Annotated in this window: 15 protein-coding genes and 1 pseudogene; 10 read left to right on the plus strand and 6 right to left on the minus strand. The window is 72.3% G+C overall.

Features of this window, described 5'->3' with window-relative positions; genetic code table 11:
* The first annotated feature begins 2 nt into the window (after positions 1-2).
* From steA to VTA80_RS18265, 7 genes and pseudogenes are all read left to right on the plus strand, one after another.
* Positions 3-1,186 (plus strand): annotated as a pseudogene (steA, locus tag VTA80_RS18235) (putative cytokinetic ring protein SteA).
* 52 nt (positions 1,187-1,238) lie between these two features.
* Complete coding sequence (locus VTA80_RS18240; RefSeq protein WP_407342496.1) at positions 1,239-2,255, plus strand: copper transporter; 1,017 nt, start codon at positions 1,239-1,241, stop codon at positions 2,253-2,255.
* 2 nt (positions 2,256-2,257) lie between these two features.
* Positions 2,258-3,208, plus strand: coding sequence for a hypothetical protein (locus tag VTA80_RS18245; protein WP_407342497.1), 951 nt, complete (start codon positions 2,258-2,260; stop codon positions 3,206-3,208).
* Positions 3,205-4,905: a murein biosynthesis integral membrane protein MurJ gene (gene murJ, locus VTA80_RS18250; RefSeq protein ID WP_407342498.1), complete on the plus strand. Its 1,701-nt coding sequence runs from the start codon at positions 3,205-3,207 to the stop codon at positions 4,903-4,905. The genes VTA80_RS18245 and murJ overlap by 4 nt, the downstream gene beginning before the upstream one ends.
* Positions 4,898-6,055 (plus strand): glycosyltransferase family 4 protein, encoded by a 1,158-nt coding sequence (locus VTA80_RS18255; RefSeq protein ID WP_407342499.1) that lies wholly within the window; start codon positions 4,898-4,900, stop codon positions 6,053-6,055. The genes murJ and VTA80_RS18255 overlap by 8 nt, the downstream gene beginning before the upstream one ends.
* A 96-nt stretch (positions 6,056-6,151) precedes the next feature.
* Positions 6,152-7,855, plus strand: coding sequence for a CTP synthase (locus VTA80_RS18260; protein WP_407342500.1), 1,704 nt, complete (start codon positions 6,152-6,154; stop codon positions 7,853-7,855).
* A 1-nt stretch (position 7,856) separates the two neighbouring features.
* Positions 7,857-8,522, plus strand: coding sequence for an NUDIX domain-containing protein (locus VTA80_RS18265; protein ID WP_407342501.1), 666 nt, complete (start codon positions 7,857-7,859; stop codon positions 8,520-8,522).
* Between the two features lie 30 nt (positions 8,523-8,552).
* On the opposite strand, the gene VTA80_RS18270 is transcribed toward VTA80_RS18265, so the two are convergent.
* Genes VTA80_RS18270 through VTA80_RS18280 form a run of 3 tightly spaced genes read right to left on the minus strand, consistent with a single transcriptional unit; the run spans position 8,553 to position 11,033 of the window.
* A complete protein-coding gene (locus tag VTA80_RS18270) occupies positions 8,553-9,371 on the minus strand; it encodes an ABC transporter permease (protein ID WP_407342502.1) in 819 nt (272 codons plus the stop codon).
* Positions 9,368-10,369 carry an ATP-binding cassette domain-containing protein gene (locus VTA80_RS18275; protein WP_407342503.1) on the minus strand — a complete coding sequence of 334 codons (1,002 nt, stop codon included), beginning with the start codon at positions 10,367-10,369 and terminating at the stop codon, positions 9,368-9,370. Before VTA80_RS18275 ends, VTA80_RS18270 begins: the two co-directional genes overlap by 4 nt.
* 40 nt (positions 10,370-10,409) lie before the next feature.
* Positions 10,410-11,033 carry a GNAT family N-acetyltransferase gene (locus VTA80_RS18280; RefSeq protein ID WP_407342504.1) on the minus strand — a complete coding sequence of 208 codons (624 nt, stop codon included), beginning with the start codon at positions 11,031-11,033 and terminating at the stop codon, positions 10,410-10,412.
* Positions 11,034-11,122: 89 nt separating this feature from the next.
* On the opposite strand from VTA80_RS18280, the gene VTA80_RS18285 reads away from it, so the two are divergent.
* Positions 11,123-12,067 carry a GGDEF domain-containing protein gene (locus tag VTA80_RS18285; RefSeq protein WP_407342505.1) on the plus strand — a complete coding sequence of 315 codons (945 nt, stop codon included), beginning with the start codon at positions 11,123-11,125 and terminating at the stop codon, positions 12,065-12,067.
* 71 nt (positions 12,068-12,138) lie between these two features.
* On the opposite strand, the gene VTA80_RS18290 is transcribed toward VTA80_RS18285, so the two are convergent.
* The 3 genes from VTA80_RS18290 to VTA80_RS18300 form a co-directional block, all read right to left on the minus strand.
* Positions 12,139-13,113 carry a COX15/CtaA family protein gene (locus VTA80_RS18290; protein ID WP_407342506.1) on the minus strand — a complete coding sequence of 325 codons (975 nt, stop codon included), beginning with the start codon at positions 13,111-13,113 and terminating at the stop codon, positions 12,139-12,141.
* Between the two features lie 63 nt (positions 13,114-13,176).
* On the minus strand, positions 13,177-13,935 hold the full coding sequence (locus tag VTA80_RS18295) for an ABC transporter permease (protein WP_407342507.1): 759 nt from the start codon (positions 13,933-13,935) through the stop codon (positions 13,177-13,179).
* On the minus strand, positions 13,932-14,876 hold the full coding sequence (locus VTA80_RS18300) for an ABC transporter ATP-binding protein (protein WP_407342508.1): 945 nt from the start codon (positions 14,874-14,876) through the stop codon (positions 13,932-13,934). The genes VTA80_RS18295 and VTA80_RS18300 overlap by 4 nt, the downstream gene beginning before the upstream one ends.
* Positions 14,877-15,063: 187 nt before the next feature.
* Between VTA80_RS18300 and VTA80_RS18305 the strand changes: the two genes are divergently transcribed.
* Both VTA80_RS18305 and sufB read left to right on the plus strand, forming a co-directional pair.
* Positions 15,064-15,819 carry a helix-turn-helix transcriptional regulator gene (locus VTA80_RS18305; protein ID WP_407342509.1) on the plus strand — a complete coding sequence of 252 codons (756 nt, stop codon included), beginning with the start codon at positions 15,064-15,066 and terminating at the stop codon, positions 15,817-15,819.
* Positions 15,816-17,261, plus strand: a complete 1,446-nt coding sequence (gene sufB, locus VTA80_RS18310; RefSeq protein ID WP_407342510.1) for a Fe-S cluster assembly protein SufB — start codon at positions 15,816-15,818, stop codon at positions 17,259-17,261. The genes VTA80_RS18305 and sufB overlap by 4 nt, the downstream gene beginning before the upstream one ends.
* Positions 17,262-17,328 lie beyond the last annotated feature (67 nt).

Genomic DNA, 17,328 nt, shown 5'->3' on the forward strand with positions numbered 1-17,328 from the left:
CGATGAGACTTTCGCTGCGTAAACGCACTGCCCTGCCCGCGGAGCCCGGAACCGCAGGTCCCGTTCGTGTCGACCCCCGGACCAAGACGCTGACCAAGCGCCTGAAGCCGGGTGACATCGCGGTGATCGACCACCTCGACATCGACCGGGTCTCGGCCGAAGCCCTCGTGGCCTGCCGTCCGGCCGCGGTGCTCAACGCTGCCCGCTCGACGTCGGGCCGGTACCCGAACCTCGGCCCGGACATCCTGGTCGGCGCGGGGATCCCGCTGGTCGACGACCTCGGCCCCGACGTCATGGCGCTCACCGACGGACGCATGATCCGGGTGGTGGGCGGCGCGGTGCACTCGGGGAGGTGCTGATCGCCGAAGGCGTCGAGCAGACGCCGGAGACGATCGCGGTCAACCTCGAGGCGGCCCGCGAGGGGCTCTCCGAGCAGCTCGAGTCGTTCGCCGCGAACACGATGGACTACCTGCGCCGCGAGCGGGACCTCCTGCTCGACGGCATCGGCGTGCCCGAGATCGACACGGTGATCGACGGCCGGCACGTCCTGATCGTCGTGCGGGGCTACCACTACAAGGCCGACCTCGCCACGCTGCGGCCGTACATCGTCGAGTACCGACCTATCCTCATCGGCGTCGACGGGGGCGCGGACGCGATCCTCGACGCGGGGTGGACGCCGCAGCTCATCGTGGGCGACATGGACTCCGTGTCCGACAGGGCGCTCAAGTGCGGGGCCGAGGTCATCGTGCACGCCTACCGCGACGGCCGGGCACCCGGGCTCGAGCGCGTCGAGAACCTCGGGGTGAAGCACGTCGTCTTCCCGGCGACGGGCACCAGCGAGGACGTCGCGATGCTCCTCGCCGACGACAAGGGCGCCGAGCTCATCGTGGCCGTCGGCACGCACGCCACGCTCGTCGAGTTCCTCGACAAGGGCCGTTCCGGGATGGCTAGCACGTTCCTCACGCGGCTGCGCGTGGGCAGCAAGCTCGTCGACGCCAAGGGCGTCTCGTTGCTCTACCGCGCCCGGATCTCGAACGTCCAGCTCGGGCTGCTGGTGGTCGCGGGGCTCTTCGCCCTGGGCGTCGCGCTGGCCTCGACCGCGTCCGGCCAGACGCTGTTCGGCCTGTTCGGGGCGCGCTTCGACGACCTGTTCTCCTGGGTCGGTTCGCTGTTCGGCGGTGCCTGATGCGCACCGGTGACCGGACTGCCCGACCCACCTTCGACGGAAAGACCGCCCTGTGATCGACTTTCGGTACCACATCGTTTCCCTGATCTCCGTGTTCCTCGCGCTCGCAGTCGGCATCGCGCTGGGTGCCGGGCCGCTCAAGGAGACGATCGGCGACAGCCTGACGGGACAGGTCCAGCAGCTGCGCCAGGACCGGGACGCGCTGCGCACGGACCTCGATGCCGCCCAGCAGACGCAGGCCGACCAGCGGGCGTACCTCGAGGCCTCTGCCCCGCGGCTGCTCTCCGGCGCGCTGACGGACCGGCGCGTCGCCATCATCACGATCGGACCGGTCGACGGCGACGCTGCGAAGGCCGTCGCGACCCAGCTCGACGCGGCGGGCGCCACCGTCAGCGCGAACGTCGCCGTGGCGGAGGCCTGGACCGACCCGTCCCTGCGCAGCTTCCGCCAGGCCCTCGCTGGCAACATCGTCACCTACCTCAACCCGGCTCCGGCGCAGAGCGCGGGACCCGAGGTCGAGCTCGCCCAGGCGTTGGTCCAGGGCCTGACCGGCGCCGACCCGGCCGCGCCCAACGAGCTGTCCGAGTCCGCGAGCCTGATCCTCGAGTTGCTGTCCAACAACGAGAGCAAGCTCATCACGGTCGCCGATCCCGTCACCGCGCCGGCCGACGCCGTCGTCGTCCTGACGAGCTCTGACCTCAAGCAGACCGCCACGGCGCCGGCGTCCGAGGACGTCATCGCAGCGCAGGTCGCCATCTCGTCCGCAGCACAGGCGTCGTCCGAGGGGGCTGTGACCGCGACGGTGCTCTCGGCCGAGGGCGATCTCGTCTCGACGATCATGGCCGACGGCGATCTGGCGCAGAATCTCAGCACGGTCACCGGGGTCGACCAGGTGACGGGCCAGATCTCGATCCCGCTGGCCCTGAACGCCCGCATCGGCAAGGTCGTGGGCCACTACGGTTTCGGCGACGGGGAGACCGTCATCCCGGAGCGCGTGACGCTTCCGCCGGTCGACCGCACCCCGGTCACCGTCCTCGACCCGGCCTCGGGAGCGGGAGCGACAGGTTGAGCGTGGGCGGTGTGCGCTGCCTGGTCGCCGCTCTCGGCGCGACGGCGGCGACGTCGTGGGCGCGGTCCGCGGCCGGGACGGCGGCGGCCTCGGTCGGCGGATCGGCGCTCGACCCCCTGATCGGCGACCGGGCGCGCTGGAACCGGACCAACCACCGCGGTGAGCCGGTGAGCATGCTCGAGGGACCGGCGACCGTGGTCGGGCTCCTGGTCGGCGGCGTCCTGGGCGCACCGAGCGCACGCGCGGCGCTGGCCGCCACGGTGGCGACCGCGGGCGGCGGGTCCTTCGGGCTGGTCGACGACCTGACCGAGGACACCACGACCCGCACCAAGGGGCTGCGTGGGCACCTCGGTGCCCTCGCGCACGGAGAGCTCACGACCGGCGGGCTCAAGGTGCTCGGGATCGGCGCGAGCGCGCTCGTCGCGGCGGCCATCGCGACGCCGAGGTCCGCCTCGTCGGCCGGACCGCGCCGTGGCCTGGCCGGCTGGGCGTTCGACGTCGCGACCTCGGGCGCGCTGATCGCGGCCACGGCCAACCTCGTCAACCTGCTCGACCTGCGTCCCGGGCGTGCGCTCAAGGCATCGGCGCTGGTCGCCGCCCCGCTGGTGCTCGCCGCCGGGAACGGGGCAGGGCTCGCCGCCGCGGTCATCGGTGCGAGCGTGGGCGCGGCCCCCGGCGACCTGGCCGAGCGCGACATGCTCGGTGACAGCGGCGCCAACGCGCTCGGGGCCCTGGTGGGCACCGCGGTCGTGCTCGGGGCGCCGCGCGGGGTCCGGCTCGCGCTGCTCGCAGGAGCCGTCGGCCTGACGGTCGCGAGCGAGCGGGTCAGCTTCACGAAGGTCATCGCGGCCACGCCGGTGCTGCGTGAGCTCGACGCGTGGGGCCGTCGCCCGGCGGACGGGCCCGGCCCGGGCGCCGCGGCCACGGAGCCGGCAGCGGATCTGACCGAATGAGCCCGGGGCTTCGCCGCGCCCTGACCGGGATGGCCGGTGCCGCCGCGATGATCGCGGTGATCACGATCGTCACCCGGCTCGTCGGGTTCGGGCGGTGGTTCGCGCAGTCCTACGCCCTCGGCCAGACCGCGACCGGTACGGCCTACGCGAGCGCGAATCTGCTGCCCAACATCTTCTTCGAGGTGGTTGCCGGGGGCGCGCTCGCCGGTGCGGTCATCCCGCTGCTGGCGGGTCCGCTCGCACACCACCTGCGCGGCGACGTCGATCGGATCGCCTCGGCGTTGCTGACCTGGGCGCTGGCCGTGCTGCTGCCGACCTCGGTGCTCCTCGCGGTCTTCGCGGGCCCACTCGTCCGGCTTCTCGGCATCACGCCTGAGCTGGGTGACGCGCCGGCGGACACGCAGGCGACCATCGACCTCGCGACCCACCTGATCGTGATCTTTGCCCCGCAGGTCGTGCTCTACGGGATCGGGGTCGTGCTCACCGGCATCCTGCAGGCCCAGCGACGGTTCGTGTGGCCCGCGGCGGCGCCGCTTGCCTCGAGCCTCGTCGTGATCGCCAGCTACCTCATCTTCCGCTCGGTCGCGGGAGCTGACCGGACCGATCCCGCGGCGCTGACCGCCGAGGCCGTGGCCTGGCTCGGCTGGGGCACCACGCTCGGGGTGGCGGCGATGAGCCTGCCCCTCTTGATCCCCGTCGCCCGCTCTGGGGTCCGGCTGCGGCCGACCTTCCGGTTCCCGGTCGGGGTGGGGCTGCGCGCCCGGCACCTCGCCTTCGCGGGCATCGGCGCCCTGCTCGCCCAGCAGGCCGCCGCCCTCGTCACGCTCCGGCTCGCCAACACGTCCGGCGGGGTGGGGACCTTCAACATCTTCCAGTACTCGCAGGCGGTCTACTTCCTGCCGTACGCGGTGCTCGCCGTCCCGCTCGCGACGGCGGCGTTCCCGCGGCTCGCGCAGCACGCCGCGACCGGTGACCTGACCCGGTACGGGCAGCTGGTGGCCGTCAGCACGCGCGCGGTCCTGCTGGTCAGCGCGGCGGGTGCTGCAGCCCTGATCGCGGCCGCCCCAGCCGTGGCGCAGATGTTCGCGGCGATCGACGCGAGCAAGGCCCCAGCGGCCTTGGCGGCGATGTCCCCGACCCTGGCGGTGCTCGCGCCCGGCCTGCTCGGCTACGGCCTGATCTTCCAGCACTCGCGCGTGCTGTTTGCGCTCGAGCGAGGCCGCGCCGCGGTCACGGCCGTCGCGATCGGCTGGCTCGCCGTCATCGTCGCGTCGGTTCTCGCGGTCCGGGCTATCGCGCCGGACGGCGACGATCGGACCGGCACGTTGCTCGCCCTCGCGCTCGGCAACACGATCGGCATGACCGTCGCCGGGCTCGCCCTCGTGATCGCCGTCCGCCGCTGCGCCGGCGGGCGGGCGCTGGCCGGCATGACCCGCACGCTGGCTGTGGCCGTGGCCGGGGCGGCCGTCGGTGCCGTGGGTGGCCGCTGGGTCGTGGACGCGGTCCTCGGGCTCCTGCAGGACACCTGGGTCACAGCGCTGTTCGCCGGGCTCGGCGCGGCGGCACTGAGCGTGTTCGTCGTCCTGGGACCACGTGGTTCGCCGATCGATCGACCATCACCGGCGCGCTCACCGCCGACCGCACCGGGCCGGCAGCCGGCGTCGTTCTCCCCCCGAGCTGAGGATCACCGTGACTGACGCAGTGCCCGTAGACGCGCCCCTGCTCGAAGAGGCCGCCGCCCACCGGCTGCGCGTGCTGCAGGTGCTCGGGTCGAGCGCCGGAGGGGTCGCCCGGCACGTCGCCCAGGTCGCGGCGGCTCTCGGTGCACCGGCACCCGAGGGACTGGACGCGATCGTGCGCGTCGCAGGCCCGGCGGCGCTCGCCGACGACCTCGCGCCCGCGGGCGGTCCGGCGACGTTCCATGCCGTGCCGATCACGGACCGGCCCCGGCCGGGCGACGCCGCCGTCGTGGCGCGACTGCGCGCCCTGGCCGCCGGCGCCGACGTCGTCCATGCCCACGGCCTGCGCGCCGGCGCGCTCACGGTGCTGGCAACCCGGCTGCTGCCGCGGTCGGGCCGCCCCCGCGTCGTGGTCACGCTGCACAACCTGCCGGTCGGCGGGCGCGCCATCCGCGCCGTCTCGGCCGTGCTCGAGCGGGTGGTCGCACGGGGGAGCGACGTCGTGCTCGGCGTCTCGGGCGACCTGGTCGAACGCAGCCGCTCACTGGGCGCAGGGCAGACGGAGCGGGCGCTCGTGCCCGCGCCGGCCCGACCGCGGCCCACCGCCGATCGGTCGGCCGTGCGTCGCTCGCTCGGGCTGGCCGACGGCACCGCGCTCATCGTGACGGTCGGCCGCCTCGCACCGCAGAAGGGCCTCGACACCCTGCTCGACGCCGCTGTGGAGCTGGGCGGGGTCCACGGTGACCTCCTGTGGGTCGTGGCCGGCGACGGCCCGCTCCAGGACCGCCTGACCGAGCGCGCCGCCGAGCTGCGCGCACCGGTTCGACTGCTCGGGCGCCGGTCCGACGTCGCGGACCTGTACGCGGCGGCCGATGTCGTCGTCAGCACGGCCGTGTGGGAGGGCCAGCCGATCAGCATCCAGGAGGCGCTCCAGCTCGGCGCACCGGTGGTCGCCACGGACGCCGGCGGGACGCGCGAGGTGACCGGCGATCGGGGTGCTGTCCTGGTCCCCGTGGGTGACCCGGCGGCCATCGCGGCCGCGGTCGCCCGGCTGCTCGCCGACCCCGCCGAGCGGGCGGCGCTCGCCGCGGGCGCCCTGGCGCGGGCGGTCGAGCTGCCCGACCTGAGCGACGTCGTCGACCAGCTGCGGCGGCTGTACGCCCGCTGAGTTCTCGCGCCGGCTGCCGGTGATCCGCGATCCGGTGGCGCGGGTCACGGCGTGGTCGTGCCGAGCCGGGCCGGACGTCCGGTAAGATCAAAGCCCGTGGCAGACCGAGCAAAACGACTCCCCGGGCGAACGAACAACTTGACCCGGCACATCTTCGTCACCGGTGGCGTGGCCTCCTCCCTGGGTAAGGGACTGACGGCCTCGAGCCTCGGTCGCCTCCTGAGGGCGCGCGGCCTCCGAGTGACCATGCAGAAGTTGGATCCGTACCTCAACGTCGATCCGGGCACGATGAACCCGTTCCAGCACGGTGAGGTCTTCGTCACCGAAGACGGCGCCGAGACGGACCTGGACATCGGGCACTACGAGCGGTTCCTCGACGTGAACCTCACCCAGATGGCCAACGTGACGACCGGTCAGGTGTACTCGACCGTCATCGCCAAGGAGCGTCGCGGCGAGTTCCTGGGTGACACCGTCCAGGTCATCCCGCACATCACCGACGAGATCAAGTCCCGGATGCGGGCCCAGGCGGGCCCCGACGTGGACGTGATCATCACCGAGATCGGTGGCACAGTCGGCGACATCGAGTCCCTGCCGTTCGTCGAGGCGGCGCGCCAGGTGCGGCACGACCTCGGCCGCGACAACTGCTTCTTCCTGCACGTCTCGCTCGTGCCGTACATCGGACCGAGCGCCGAGCTCAAGACCAAGCCCACGCAGCACTCGGTGGCGATGCTCCGGTCGATCGGTATCCAGCCGGACGCGCTTGTGCTGCGCGCCGACCGGCCGCTGCCCGAGGCGATCAAGCGCAAGGTCTCGCTCATGTCCGACGTCGACATCGACGCGGTCATCGCCTGCGCCGACGCCGCGAGCATCTACGACATCCCGCGCGTGCTGCACTCCGAGGGGCTCGACGCCTACGTCGTGCGTCGCCTCGACCTGCCGTTCCGCGACGTGGACTGGGTGGCCTGGGAGAAGGTCACCGACCGCGTGCACAACCCGACGCACCACGTCGAGATCGCGCTGGTCGGCAAGTACATCGACCTGCCGGACGCCTACCTGTCCGTCACCGAGGCGATGCGCGCCGGTGGGTTCGCCCACGACGCCAAGGTCCACATCCGCTGGGTGGTCTCGGACGACTGCGACACCCCCGAGGGTGCGAGCCGCACGCTCAAGGGCGTCGACGCGATCCTCGTCCCCGGCGGCTTCGGCGTGCGGGGGATCGAGGGCAAGCTCGGCGCACTGCGCTGGGCCCGCGAGAACAAGGTGCCCGCGCTGGGCATCTGCCTCGGCCTGCAGACGATGGTCATCGAGTACGCGCGCACCGTGCTCGGGCTCGCTGACGCGTCGTCGTCCGAGTTCGACCCGGAGACCACCAACCCGGTCGTCGCGACGATGGCCGAGCAGCTCGCGATCGTGGACGGCGACGGCGACCTCGGCGGCACGATGCGCCTCGGTTCCTACGCCGCCGTGCTCACGCCTGGCTCCGTGGTCGCCAAGGCCTACGGGACCGAGCAGGTCACCGAGCGTCACCGCCACCGCTACGAGGTCAACAACGCCTACCGCGCCCAGCTCGAGGCGGCCGGCATGGTGTTCTCCGGCCTCTCGCCGGACTCGAAGCTCGTGGAGTTCATCGAGCTCCCGGCCGACGTGCACCCGTACTACGTGGCCACGCAGGCGCACCCGGAGTTCAAGTCCCGCCCGACGCGCGCGCACCCGCTGTTCGCCGGGCTCGTGAGCGCGGCGCTCGACTACCAGAAGGCCGGCAAGCCGGGCGGCAAGCCGAAGGCGACCAAGGTTGCCTGACATGACCCAGCTCGACGTGGTGGACGAGCTCGCGCCGCGCCCGATCACCGCCCGCGAGGTCCTGTACGAGGGCATGATCTGGGACTTCGTGGCCGAGGACGTCGACCTCGGCGGCGAGGACGGAGAGCCCCTCGTCGTCCGGCGGGAGTACCTGGAGCACCCGGGTGCTGTCGCGATGATCGTGCTCGACGACGACGACCGGGTGCTGCTGCAGCGGCAGTACCGGCACCCCGTGCGCCGGGAGCTGTGGGAGCCCCCGGCCGGCCTGCTCGACATCCGCGGCGAGAACGCGCTGGTGGCCGCCGCGCGGGAGCTCGCCGAGGAGGCCGATCTGATCGCCTCCCGGTGGGACGTGCTGGTCGACTTCTACACCAGTCCGGGGGGCAGCGACGAGGCCTTGCGGATCTACCTGGCGCGCGGCCTGACCGACGTCGCGCACGCTGACCTGTTCGTGCGCGAGCACGAGGAGCGAGACATGCCGTCCCGGTGGGTCCCGCTCACCGAGGCGGTCGAGCTCGTGCTCGGCGGTGCGATCCACAACCCGTCGGCCGCCGTCGGCATCCTCGCGGCTGCGGCCGCGCGGTCTACGGGCTGGGCGTCCCTGCGGCCGGCCGACGCCCCGTGGCCGGAGCGCCGACCGGCGAACGCCGGACGTCCGAGCGCCTGACCCGCCCGCGGTACCGCGGGTCGGCCCGCCTCAGCGGCTGGTCGACCTGCGGTACTGCGCGTTCGCCACCGGGATGAAGATGGCGAGGATCAGGACGGTCCAGATGAGGGTGTACGCCACGGGGTGGAGCAGCGACCAGGCGTCCGACGTCGTTGCGGGCACGCCTGGCGGGATGTTCCCGAACAGCTCGCGCGCCGCCTGGGTGACGGAGGACACGGGATTCCATTCCGCGAACGTGCGCAGCGGCTCGGGGAGCGTGTCGAGCGGCACGAAGGTGTTGGCCACGAACGTGATGGGGAAGATCACGATGAACGAGGCGTTGTTGACGACTTCCGGGCTCGGTACGAGCATCCCGACCCACGCGAACACCCACGAGATCGCGTAGGAGAACACGAGGAGCAGAGCGAACCCGAGGGTGGCGTCGAGGAACGAGCTGCGGATCCGCCACCCGACCAGGAGCCCGGTGAGCGACATCACGATCAGCACGATGACGTTGTTCACGACGTCGGACAGCGTCCGGCCCGTCAGGACGGCCGACGGGGCCATCGGCAGGGATCGGAAGCGGTCGATGATGCCCTTCTTCACGTCCTCCGCGAGGCCTGCCCCGGTGATCGTCGCGCCGAAGATCACGGTCTGCGCGAAGATCCCGGCGATCAGGAACTCGCGGTAGGCGCTGCCCCCACCTGCCTGGTCGATCGCGCCGCCGAAGACGAACGAGAACAGCAGCACGAACATGATCGGCGAGAGGGTGGTGAACACGAGCAGGTCGGGGACCCGCTTGATCTTGATGATGTTGCGCTTGGCGACGACGTGCGCGTCGGCGATCACGTGCGGGATGGTCAGGCTCATCGGGCTGCCTCTCTCTGCTTCGCGGTCCGCGTCGGGCGGCCGTCGTCCGGCTCCGTCTCCGCCGTGGCGTGGCCGGTCAGGGTGAGGAACACGTCATCGAGCGTGGGTCGGCGTAGGCCGACGTCGTCGAGTCGCAGGCCGACCGCATCGAGCCGCCGCAGGGCCTCGGTGAGGACCGAGGCGCCGCCGGTGACCGGGACGAGGAGCGTGCGGCGCTGGTCGTCGAGTGCGGCGCGCCCGATCCCGAGCGGCTCGAGGAGGTCCCGAGCTTCGCCGAGCCGGGCTGCGTCCGAGACGGTGATCTCGAGCCGCTCGCCACCGACCTGGCTCTTGAGGTCGTCGGACGTGCCCTGCGCGATGATCCGGCCGTGATCGATGACGACGATCTCGTCCGCGAGGAGGTCGGCCTCCTCGAGGTACTGGGTGGTGAGCAGCAGGGTCGTGCCGCCCGAGACGAGCGTCTGGATGACGTCCCACATCTCGGTGCGACCGCGAGGGTCGAGCCCGGTGGTGGGCTCGTCGAGGAACAGCACCGGCGGATCGGCCACGAGCGCCCCGGCGAGGTCGAGCCGTCGGCGCATGCCGCCCGAGTAGGTACGGGCGGGCCGGTCGCGGGCATCCTCGAGGCTGAAGCTCGCGAGCAGCTCGCGCGCGCGCTCCCGGCTCGCCTTCCGGCCGAGGTGGTACAGCCGGCCGATCATGTCGAGGTTCTCGTAGCCCGTCAGGTACTCGTCGACCGCGGCGTACTGACCCGACAGCCCGATCCGGCCGCGCACGCCCGCCGGGTCGTGCAGGACGTCGATGCCGGCGACCTCGGCCGAACCCTCGTCGGGGCGCAGCAGGGTCGACAGGATCCGCACGACTGTGGTCTTGCCGGCCCCGTTCGGCCCGAGGAGACCGAGCACCGTCCCGGTCGGCACCGAGATGTCCACGCCGTCGAGCGCAGTCACCTTGCCGTACCGCTTGACTAGCCCGTGGGCACTGATCGCATCGCTCATGCGCAAAACCCTAGGACGTAGGTCCCACAACACGCGAGGGTTATCCAGAAACTGGGCGGAACCCCACCTCGTCGAGGCGTCTGCCCAGCGTGATCCCGCCGCCGTCGGCCACCACCTCGACGAAGCCGAGCCGGCGGTAGAACGCGATCGCCCGGGTGTTCGTCGCCGAGGCGGTGAGGTGGACCCCGGGCGAGCCGGCCGCCGTGAGCTCCGCGATCAGGTGGTCGATCAGGCGGCGCCCCCAACCGGCCCCCTGCCACCGTGGGAGCAGGTCGATGTGCAGGTGCGACGGGTAGGAGTCGAGCACCTCGGGACCCGGCAGCGGGGGGTCGTGGACGATGGCGACCACCTCGGCGTCCGCGGTCCCGCTCGCGAACGCGTCCCGGGGGTACCGTGCCCGCAGTGCCGGCCACCACTGGCGTTCGCAGGCGCGCGCGAACTCGCGGGTGTCCAGCGCGCCGAGCACGTAACCGCCGGCCCGGCCGTCGTCGTCGAGCACGAACGCGAGGGCCGGCTCGAGCGCCAGGTACGGGCCCACGTAGACGGCTCCGAGCAGCCGCGGGTCGCTGAATTGTTCGCTCGCGTCGTCCCCGTCGGAGCCGGTGCGCAGGCAGATGTCATACAGGTCGTCGGTGTCGGCCGGCCGGGCGGGACGGATGGTCATGGTCGCGGACGCTAGCAGCGGATCGGGAGGGGGGTCGGTAGCCCTACCCTGGACAGATGGCATGGGGCAGACCCCGGTCTCATCTGAGGGTGGGTCGGGTCGACCAGGATCTGGGCTGGTGGCCGCTGGTGGGCGTGATGCTCGTCGGCGGTGCCGTCTGCATCGTTGCCGCCCTCTGGTCGCCCGCACCGCGGACGCCCCCCGTGCCGGCCCTGACGTGCGGGGTCGTGCTCGTCGGATTCGCCCTGGCCATGGCGGCGTTCCGCCACGTGTCCCCGATCAGGGATCTCGCGCTGTGGGCGTGGCTCGCGGCCTCGGCCATCATGCTCGGCCAGATGGCCACGCTAGCCGAGCAGGTCCTCGTGGCCAACGCGCTGGTGCTGGCGGCGCTGTACGCCGCGACCTGCGTGACGGGGTGGCGGCTCGCGGTGTACCTCGCCGCCGCCGTCACCGGTCTGACGGGTGCCATGGTGGCGTCGCCCGCGGGGTTCTGGCCGATCCCGTGGGCGGCCGTGGTCGCGACCGTCCTGCTGACCGGGACGGTGACCGCGCGGCACCTGCACACCCTGCGCCAGGTCGCCTCGACCGACCCGCTCACCGGGGCGCTCAACCGGGCCGCGCTGCGGACCGCCACCGAGGTGCTGCTGGCCGCGTCCCACCGGCGTGGGATGCCGCTGTCGCTCGCTCTCGTCGACCTCGACCGGTTCAAGGAGATCAACGACACGCGGGGCCATGCGGCGGGGGACCGGCTGCTGATCGACGTGGTCGCGAGCTGGCGGTCGCGGCTCCGCGAGCAGGATCTCGTCGCGCGGTTCGGGGGCGACGAGTTCGTGCTCATCCTGCCCGACACGACCGAGGCCGGCGCCGAGTCGGTCCTCGAGGAGCTGCGGGTGGGCTCGCCTGCCGACTGGACCGCGGGGATCGCCACCGCGCGCAGGTCGGACACGCTCGAGTCCCTGCTCGGCCGCGCCGATGCGGAGCTCTACCTGCACAAGCAGGGGCGGGACGGTCTGCCGGAGGCTGCGGTCAGCTAGCTCGACCAACCAGCTCGGCCAACCAGCTCGGCCAACCAGATCGGCGCGACTCCGTGCGAAGCGGCCCTGGGTCAGCGACGCCGCAGGGTCAGCAGGGTCCAGGTCGTGGCGGTGGTGAGCAGCGCCGCACCGAGCATGTGCAGCCCGACGAGCACCTCGGGCAGCCCGGTGAAGTACTGCACGTAGCCGATCAGGCCCTGGGAGAGCGCGACGACCAGCAGGACGACGGCCGCGCGTCGCGCCCGGTCCGGTGCCCCGCTGCGGACGAGCAGGACGATCAACGCGGTGAGCAGGCCGACGAAGATCCAGACCGCTGCAGCGTGCAGCCGCGCGATCATCACCGGGTCGACGGCGAACCGGAAGGCCACCTCGGTGTCCCCACCGTGCGGTCCGGACCCGGTCACCACGACGCCGATCGCGAGCACCGCCGCGGCGGCGACCGCCAGCGCCCGGGAGACCGCGGTGATGCGGCCGGAGACCAGGGCCTGCGCGGGGGCATCGGTCTCGTCATAGCGGTAGAGCAGCACGGTCGAGGCCGCGACGAGCGCCATCGACAGCAGCAGGTGGAGCCCGACGACCGCGGGGTTGAGCTGCAGGAGGACCGTGACGCCGCCGAGCAGCGCCTGGAGGAACACGCCGATCACGGGGGCCAGGCCGAGCACCCGGAACCCGGTCGACCGGCGCCGGTCGGTGAAGACCAGCAGGGCGACGGCGATCGCGATGACGACGAGCACCCCGGTCAGGGTCCGGTTGCCGAACTCGATGAGCGGGTGGATCGACGTCGCGTCGTGCAGCACCGGGGTGAAGGCGCCCGGCTCGCACTGGGGCCAGGTCGAGCACCCGAGGCCGGAGCCGGTCAGGCGCACGGCGCCGCCGGTCACGACGATGCCGATCTGGGCGACCAGGTTGGCGACCAGGACCGGCCTCGTGAAGCGGCCCAGCCGCGCGAACGGCCCTGCCGAGGCGGTGGCGCCGGTCGCGGCGTTCGGGACCGGGTCTGCCGCAGGACGGTTGGCTGGGTTTCTGGTGGCGGGGCTGCTGCTCACGGACCTACGGTAGCCGTCGCACAGCGCGGCCGGGGGTGCACCGCCGCCCGCGTGACGAGCATCTCAGCTCCAGCGGAACAGCTTGCCCGCGCCGAGCGCGAGCGCGATGGTCCAGGCGACCAGCACGAGCGCGGCGCCGAGCGGGAGCCCGGAGTCGAGCAGCGCGCCGCGCAGGGCGTCGCCGAGCGCGCCGGAGGGAAGCAGCGGCGCGACGGTCGCGAGCGCTCCGGGGAGCTGCGTCGCGGGCACGACCGCGCCGCCCGCGACGGTCAGCAGCACGAGCAGCAGGTTGGCGACGGCCAGCACGGCCTCCGACCGCAGGGTCCCCGCCAGGAGCAGCGCGAGCGACGTGAAGGCCGCGGTGCCGAGGACGATCGCGGCCAGTGCCGGGGCGAGGCCGGCCACCGGTGGCGCCCACCCGAGCAGGAGCGCGACCCCGCCGAGCACGACCACCTGGACGGCCTCGACCGCGAGCACGGCGCACACCTTGCCGGCCAGGAGCCCGCCCCGACCGAGCGGGGTCGTGGCGAGCAGCCGGAGCACGCCGTTGCGGCGATCGAAGCTGGTCGTGATCGCCTGCGACGTGAAGGCGGTGGACATCACGGCGAGGGCGAGGATGCCCGGGGTGATGAAGTTGATCCGGGTGGCCCCGGCGGTGTCGAGCTCGATCACCGAGACCTGGGCGAGGCCGATCAGGAGCAGCACCGGCAGGATCAGCGTGACGAGCAGCTGCTCGCCGTTGCGCAGGATCAGTCGGGTCTCGAACGAGGCCTGGGACAGCACGCGGCGCCAGGGGGGAGCCGCGCCGGTCAGCTCGCTCATCGCAGGTTCCGTCCGGTCAGGTCGAGGAAGACGTCCTCGAGCGTGCGCCGCCCGACCGAGATGCGGCTCGCGAGCACCTCGCGTGCCGCGCACCACGCGGTCAGCGCGGCGAGCACGTGGGGGTCGACGGCGCCGGTCACGAGGTACTCCCCAGGGGTGGTCTCATGCACCACCGCGGGGACGCCACCGGCCGGGCCGGCGGCGGTCAGCGCGCGCGCGAGGCCCACCGGGTCGAGGCCGACGTCGGCGCGGAACCGCAGCGTGTGGTCGTCGCCCGCGGCCACGAGATCGGCCACGGACCCCCGCGCGATCACGACGCCGTGGTCGACGATGACGACGTGGTCGGCCAGGTCCTCGGCCTCGTCCATGAGATGGGTGGTCAGCACGACCCCGACGCCCTCGGTCCGCAGCTCGCGGACGAGCTCCCAGACCGCGTTGCGCGACTGCGGGTCCATGCCGGCACTGGGCTCGTCGAGGAACACCACCTCGGGCCGTCCGACCAGAGCGGCCGCCAGCGCGAGCCGCTGTCGCTGGCCGCCGGACAGCCGGCGGACCGACGTCGTGGCGAACGAGTCGATGCCGAGGCGCTCGGACAGCTCGGCGATGCCGCGCGGGTGGGAGTACATCGAGGCGACGTGGCGGAGCATCTCGAGCGCCCGCACGCCGGTGGGCAGGCCGCCGTCCTGGAGCATCACCCCGACGCGAGGCCGCAGCGCGACGGCGTCGCGCGCCGGGTCACGGCCCAGCACCCGCACGAGGCCGTCGTCGGGGGTGCGCAGGCCCTCGCAGCACTCGATCGTCGTCGTCTTGCCGGCGCCGTTGGGGCCGAGGACCGCGGTGACGCGCCCGTGCGGGGCGACGAGGTCGAGGCCGTCGACGACGGCGCGACCGCCGTAGCGCTTGACCAGGCCGATGATCTCGACAGCGGGGGAGTTCGGCACGCAGGCGAGTCTAGGTCGGGGCGGACCGCCCCCCGGTCGCGACGGGGAGTTCGCGCCAGGGAGTAAGGGTAGCCTTGCTTGCGGGAATGGAATTCGGCAACAAGTATGTTGGCAATATCAACGGGCACGTCGGCAGGAGCGCCGTCTGCGGCCCGGAACCCTGAGCCCGACATTCGTGGAGGTGACCATGAGCACGATCGCGCGTCCTGCCGTGCAGCACCCCACGATCGGGCCCGACGGCGAGGCCGAGGCCACCACCCGGCAGCGCGTGCTGCAGCTCGTGGCCACTGCCGGTCCCGTCGCGACGGCGGACCTCGCCGCCGAGCTGCACCTCACGCCTGCGGGCATCCGGCGGCACCTGGCCGTCCTCGAGGCCGAAGGTCAGATCGCCGTGCACGACGGCGTCGGCCCGGGTCAGGTGCGCCGCGGCCGGCCCGCCCGGCACTACGTCGTGACGAACCACGGCCAGGCGGCGCTGTCCAACACGTACTCCGAGCTGGCCGCGCAGGCGCTGCGCTACCTCGCCGAGGTCGCCGGACCGAGCGCGGTCGAGGCGTTCGCCGCCGCCCGGGTCCGCGGGATCGAGGAGCGGTACCTCGCCTCGGTGGCCGACGTCGACCCCGACGTCGGCGTCGAGGTCCGGGTCGCGGCGCTCGCCCGCGTGCTCGAGACCGACGGCTTCGCGGCGAGCACGCGGTCCGTGCCGGGGATGCCGGCCGTGCAGCTGTGCCAGGGCCACTGCCCGGTGCAGCAGATCGCCGCCGAGTTCCCCCAGCTGTGCGAGGCCGAGACCCAGGCCTTCTCCCGCTTATTGGGCGTGCACGTCCAGCGGCTCGCGACCCTCGCGGGTGGCGGCCACGTGTGCACGACCAACATCCCCACCGCTGCGACGACCTCGGCCGGATCGATGTCCGGCACGAGACTGGAAGGAAGGACGACATGACCGCTCCCACCCAGAGCGCAGCGCAGGCTGCCCCGATGACGCAGGACGAGGCCATCGCCTCGATCGGTTCCTACACCTACGGGTGGCACGACTCCGACGAGGCCGGTCGCCTCGCTCGCCGCGGGGTCGACGAGGAGGTCGTGCGCAACATCTCGGCCCTGAAGAACGAGCCGGAGTGGATGCTCAAGCTGCGACTGAAGTCGCTGCGGCTGTTCGACAAGAAGCCCATGCCGACCTTCGGCTCGGACCTGTCGGGCATCGACTTCGACAACATCAAGTACTTCGTGCGCTCGACCGAGAAGCAGGCGACCACCTGGGACGACCTGCCCGACGACATCAAGTTGACGTACGACCGGCTCGGCATCCCCGAGGCCGAGAAGCAGCGGCTCGTCGGTGGCGTGGCCGCGCAGTACGAGTCCGAGGTGGTCTACCACCAGATCCGTGACGACCTGCAGGAGCAGGGCGTCATCTTCGTCGACACCGACACCGGGCTGCGCGAGTACCCCGAGATCTTCGAGCAGTACTTCGGCTCGATCATCCCGCCGGGCGACAACAAGTTCGCGGCGCTCAACAGCGCGGTGTGGTCGGGCGGCTCGTTCGTCTACGTCCCGCCGGGCGTGCACGTCGACATCCCGCTGCAGGCCTACTTCCGGATCAACACCGAGAACATGGGCCAGTTCGAGCGGACGCTGATCATCGCCGACGAGGGCTCGTACGTGCACTACGTCGAGGGCTGTACCGCGCCGGTGTACTCGAGCGACTCGCTGCACTCGGCCGTCGTCGAGATCATCGTCAAGAAGAACGCCCGGGTCCGGTACACGACCATCCAGAACTGGTCGAACAACGTCTACAACCTCGTGACCAAGCGAGCGACGGCGGCCGAGGGCGCCACCATGGAGTGGGTCGACGGCAACATCGGCTCGAAGGTCACCATGAAGTACCCGGCGATCTACCTCATGGGCGAGCACGCCCGCGGCGAGACGCTGTCGATCGCGTTCGCCGGCGAGGGCCAGCACCAGGACGCGGGCGCCAAGATGGTGCACGCAGCCCCGCACACGTCGTCGTCGATCGTGTCGAAGTCCGTGGCCCGTGGCGGTGGCCGCAGCTCGTACCGCGGCCTCGTGCAGATCCTCGAGGGTGCGCACGGGTCGGCGTCGAACGTGCTGTGCGACGCCCTGCTCGTCGACCAGATCTCGCGGTCGGACACGTACCCGTACGTCGACGTCCGCGAGGACGACGTGTCCATGGGGCACGAGGCCACGGTCTCGCGCGTCAGCGAGGACCAGCTGTTCTACCTCATGTCCCGAGGCATGAAGGAGACCGAGGCCATGGCGATGATCGTGCGCGGCTTCATCGAGCCGATCGCGCGTGAGCTGCCGATGGAGTACGCCCTCGAGCTGAACCGCCTTATCGAGCTGCAGATGGAAGGGTCCGTCGGTTGATGTCGAGCGCCACCAGTACTGATCACGAAGTGACCACCGATAGCGAGACTCACGAAGTGACCACCGA

Source organism: Pengzhenrongella phosphoraccumulans (assembly GCF_045689905.1).
GTDB lineage: Bacteria > Actinomycetota > Actinomycetes > Actinomycetales > Cellulomonadaceae > Pengzhenrongella > Pengzhenrongella phosphoraccumulans.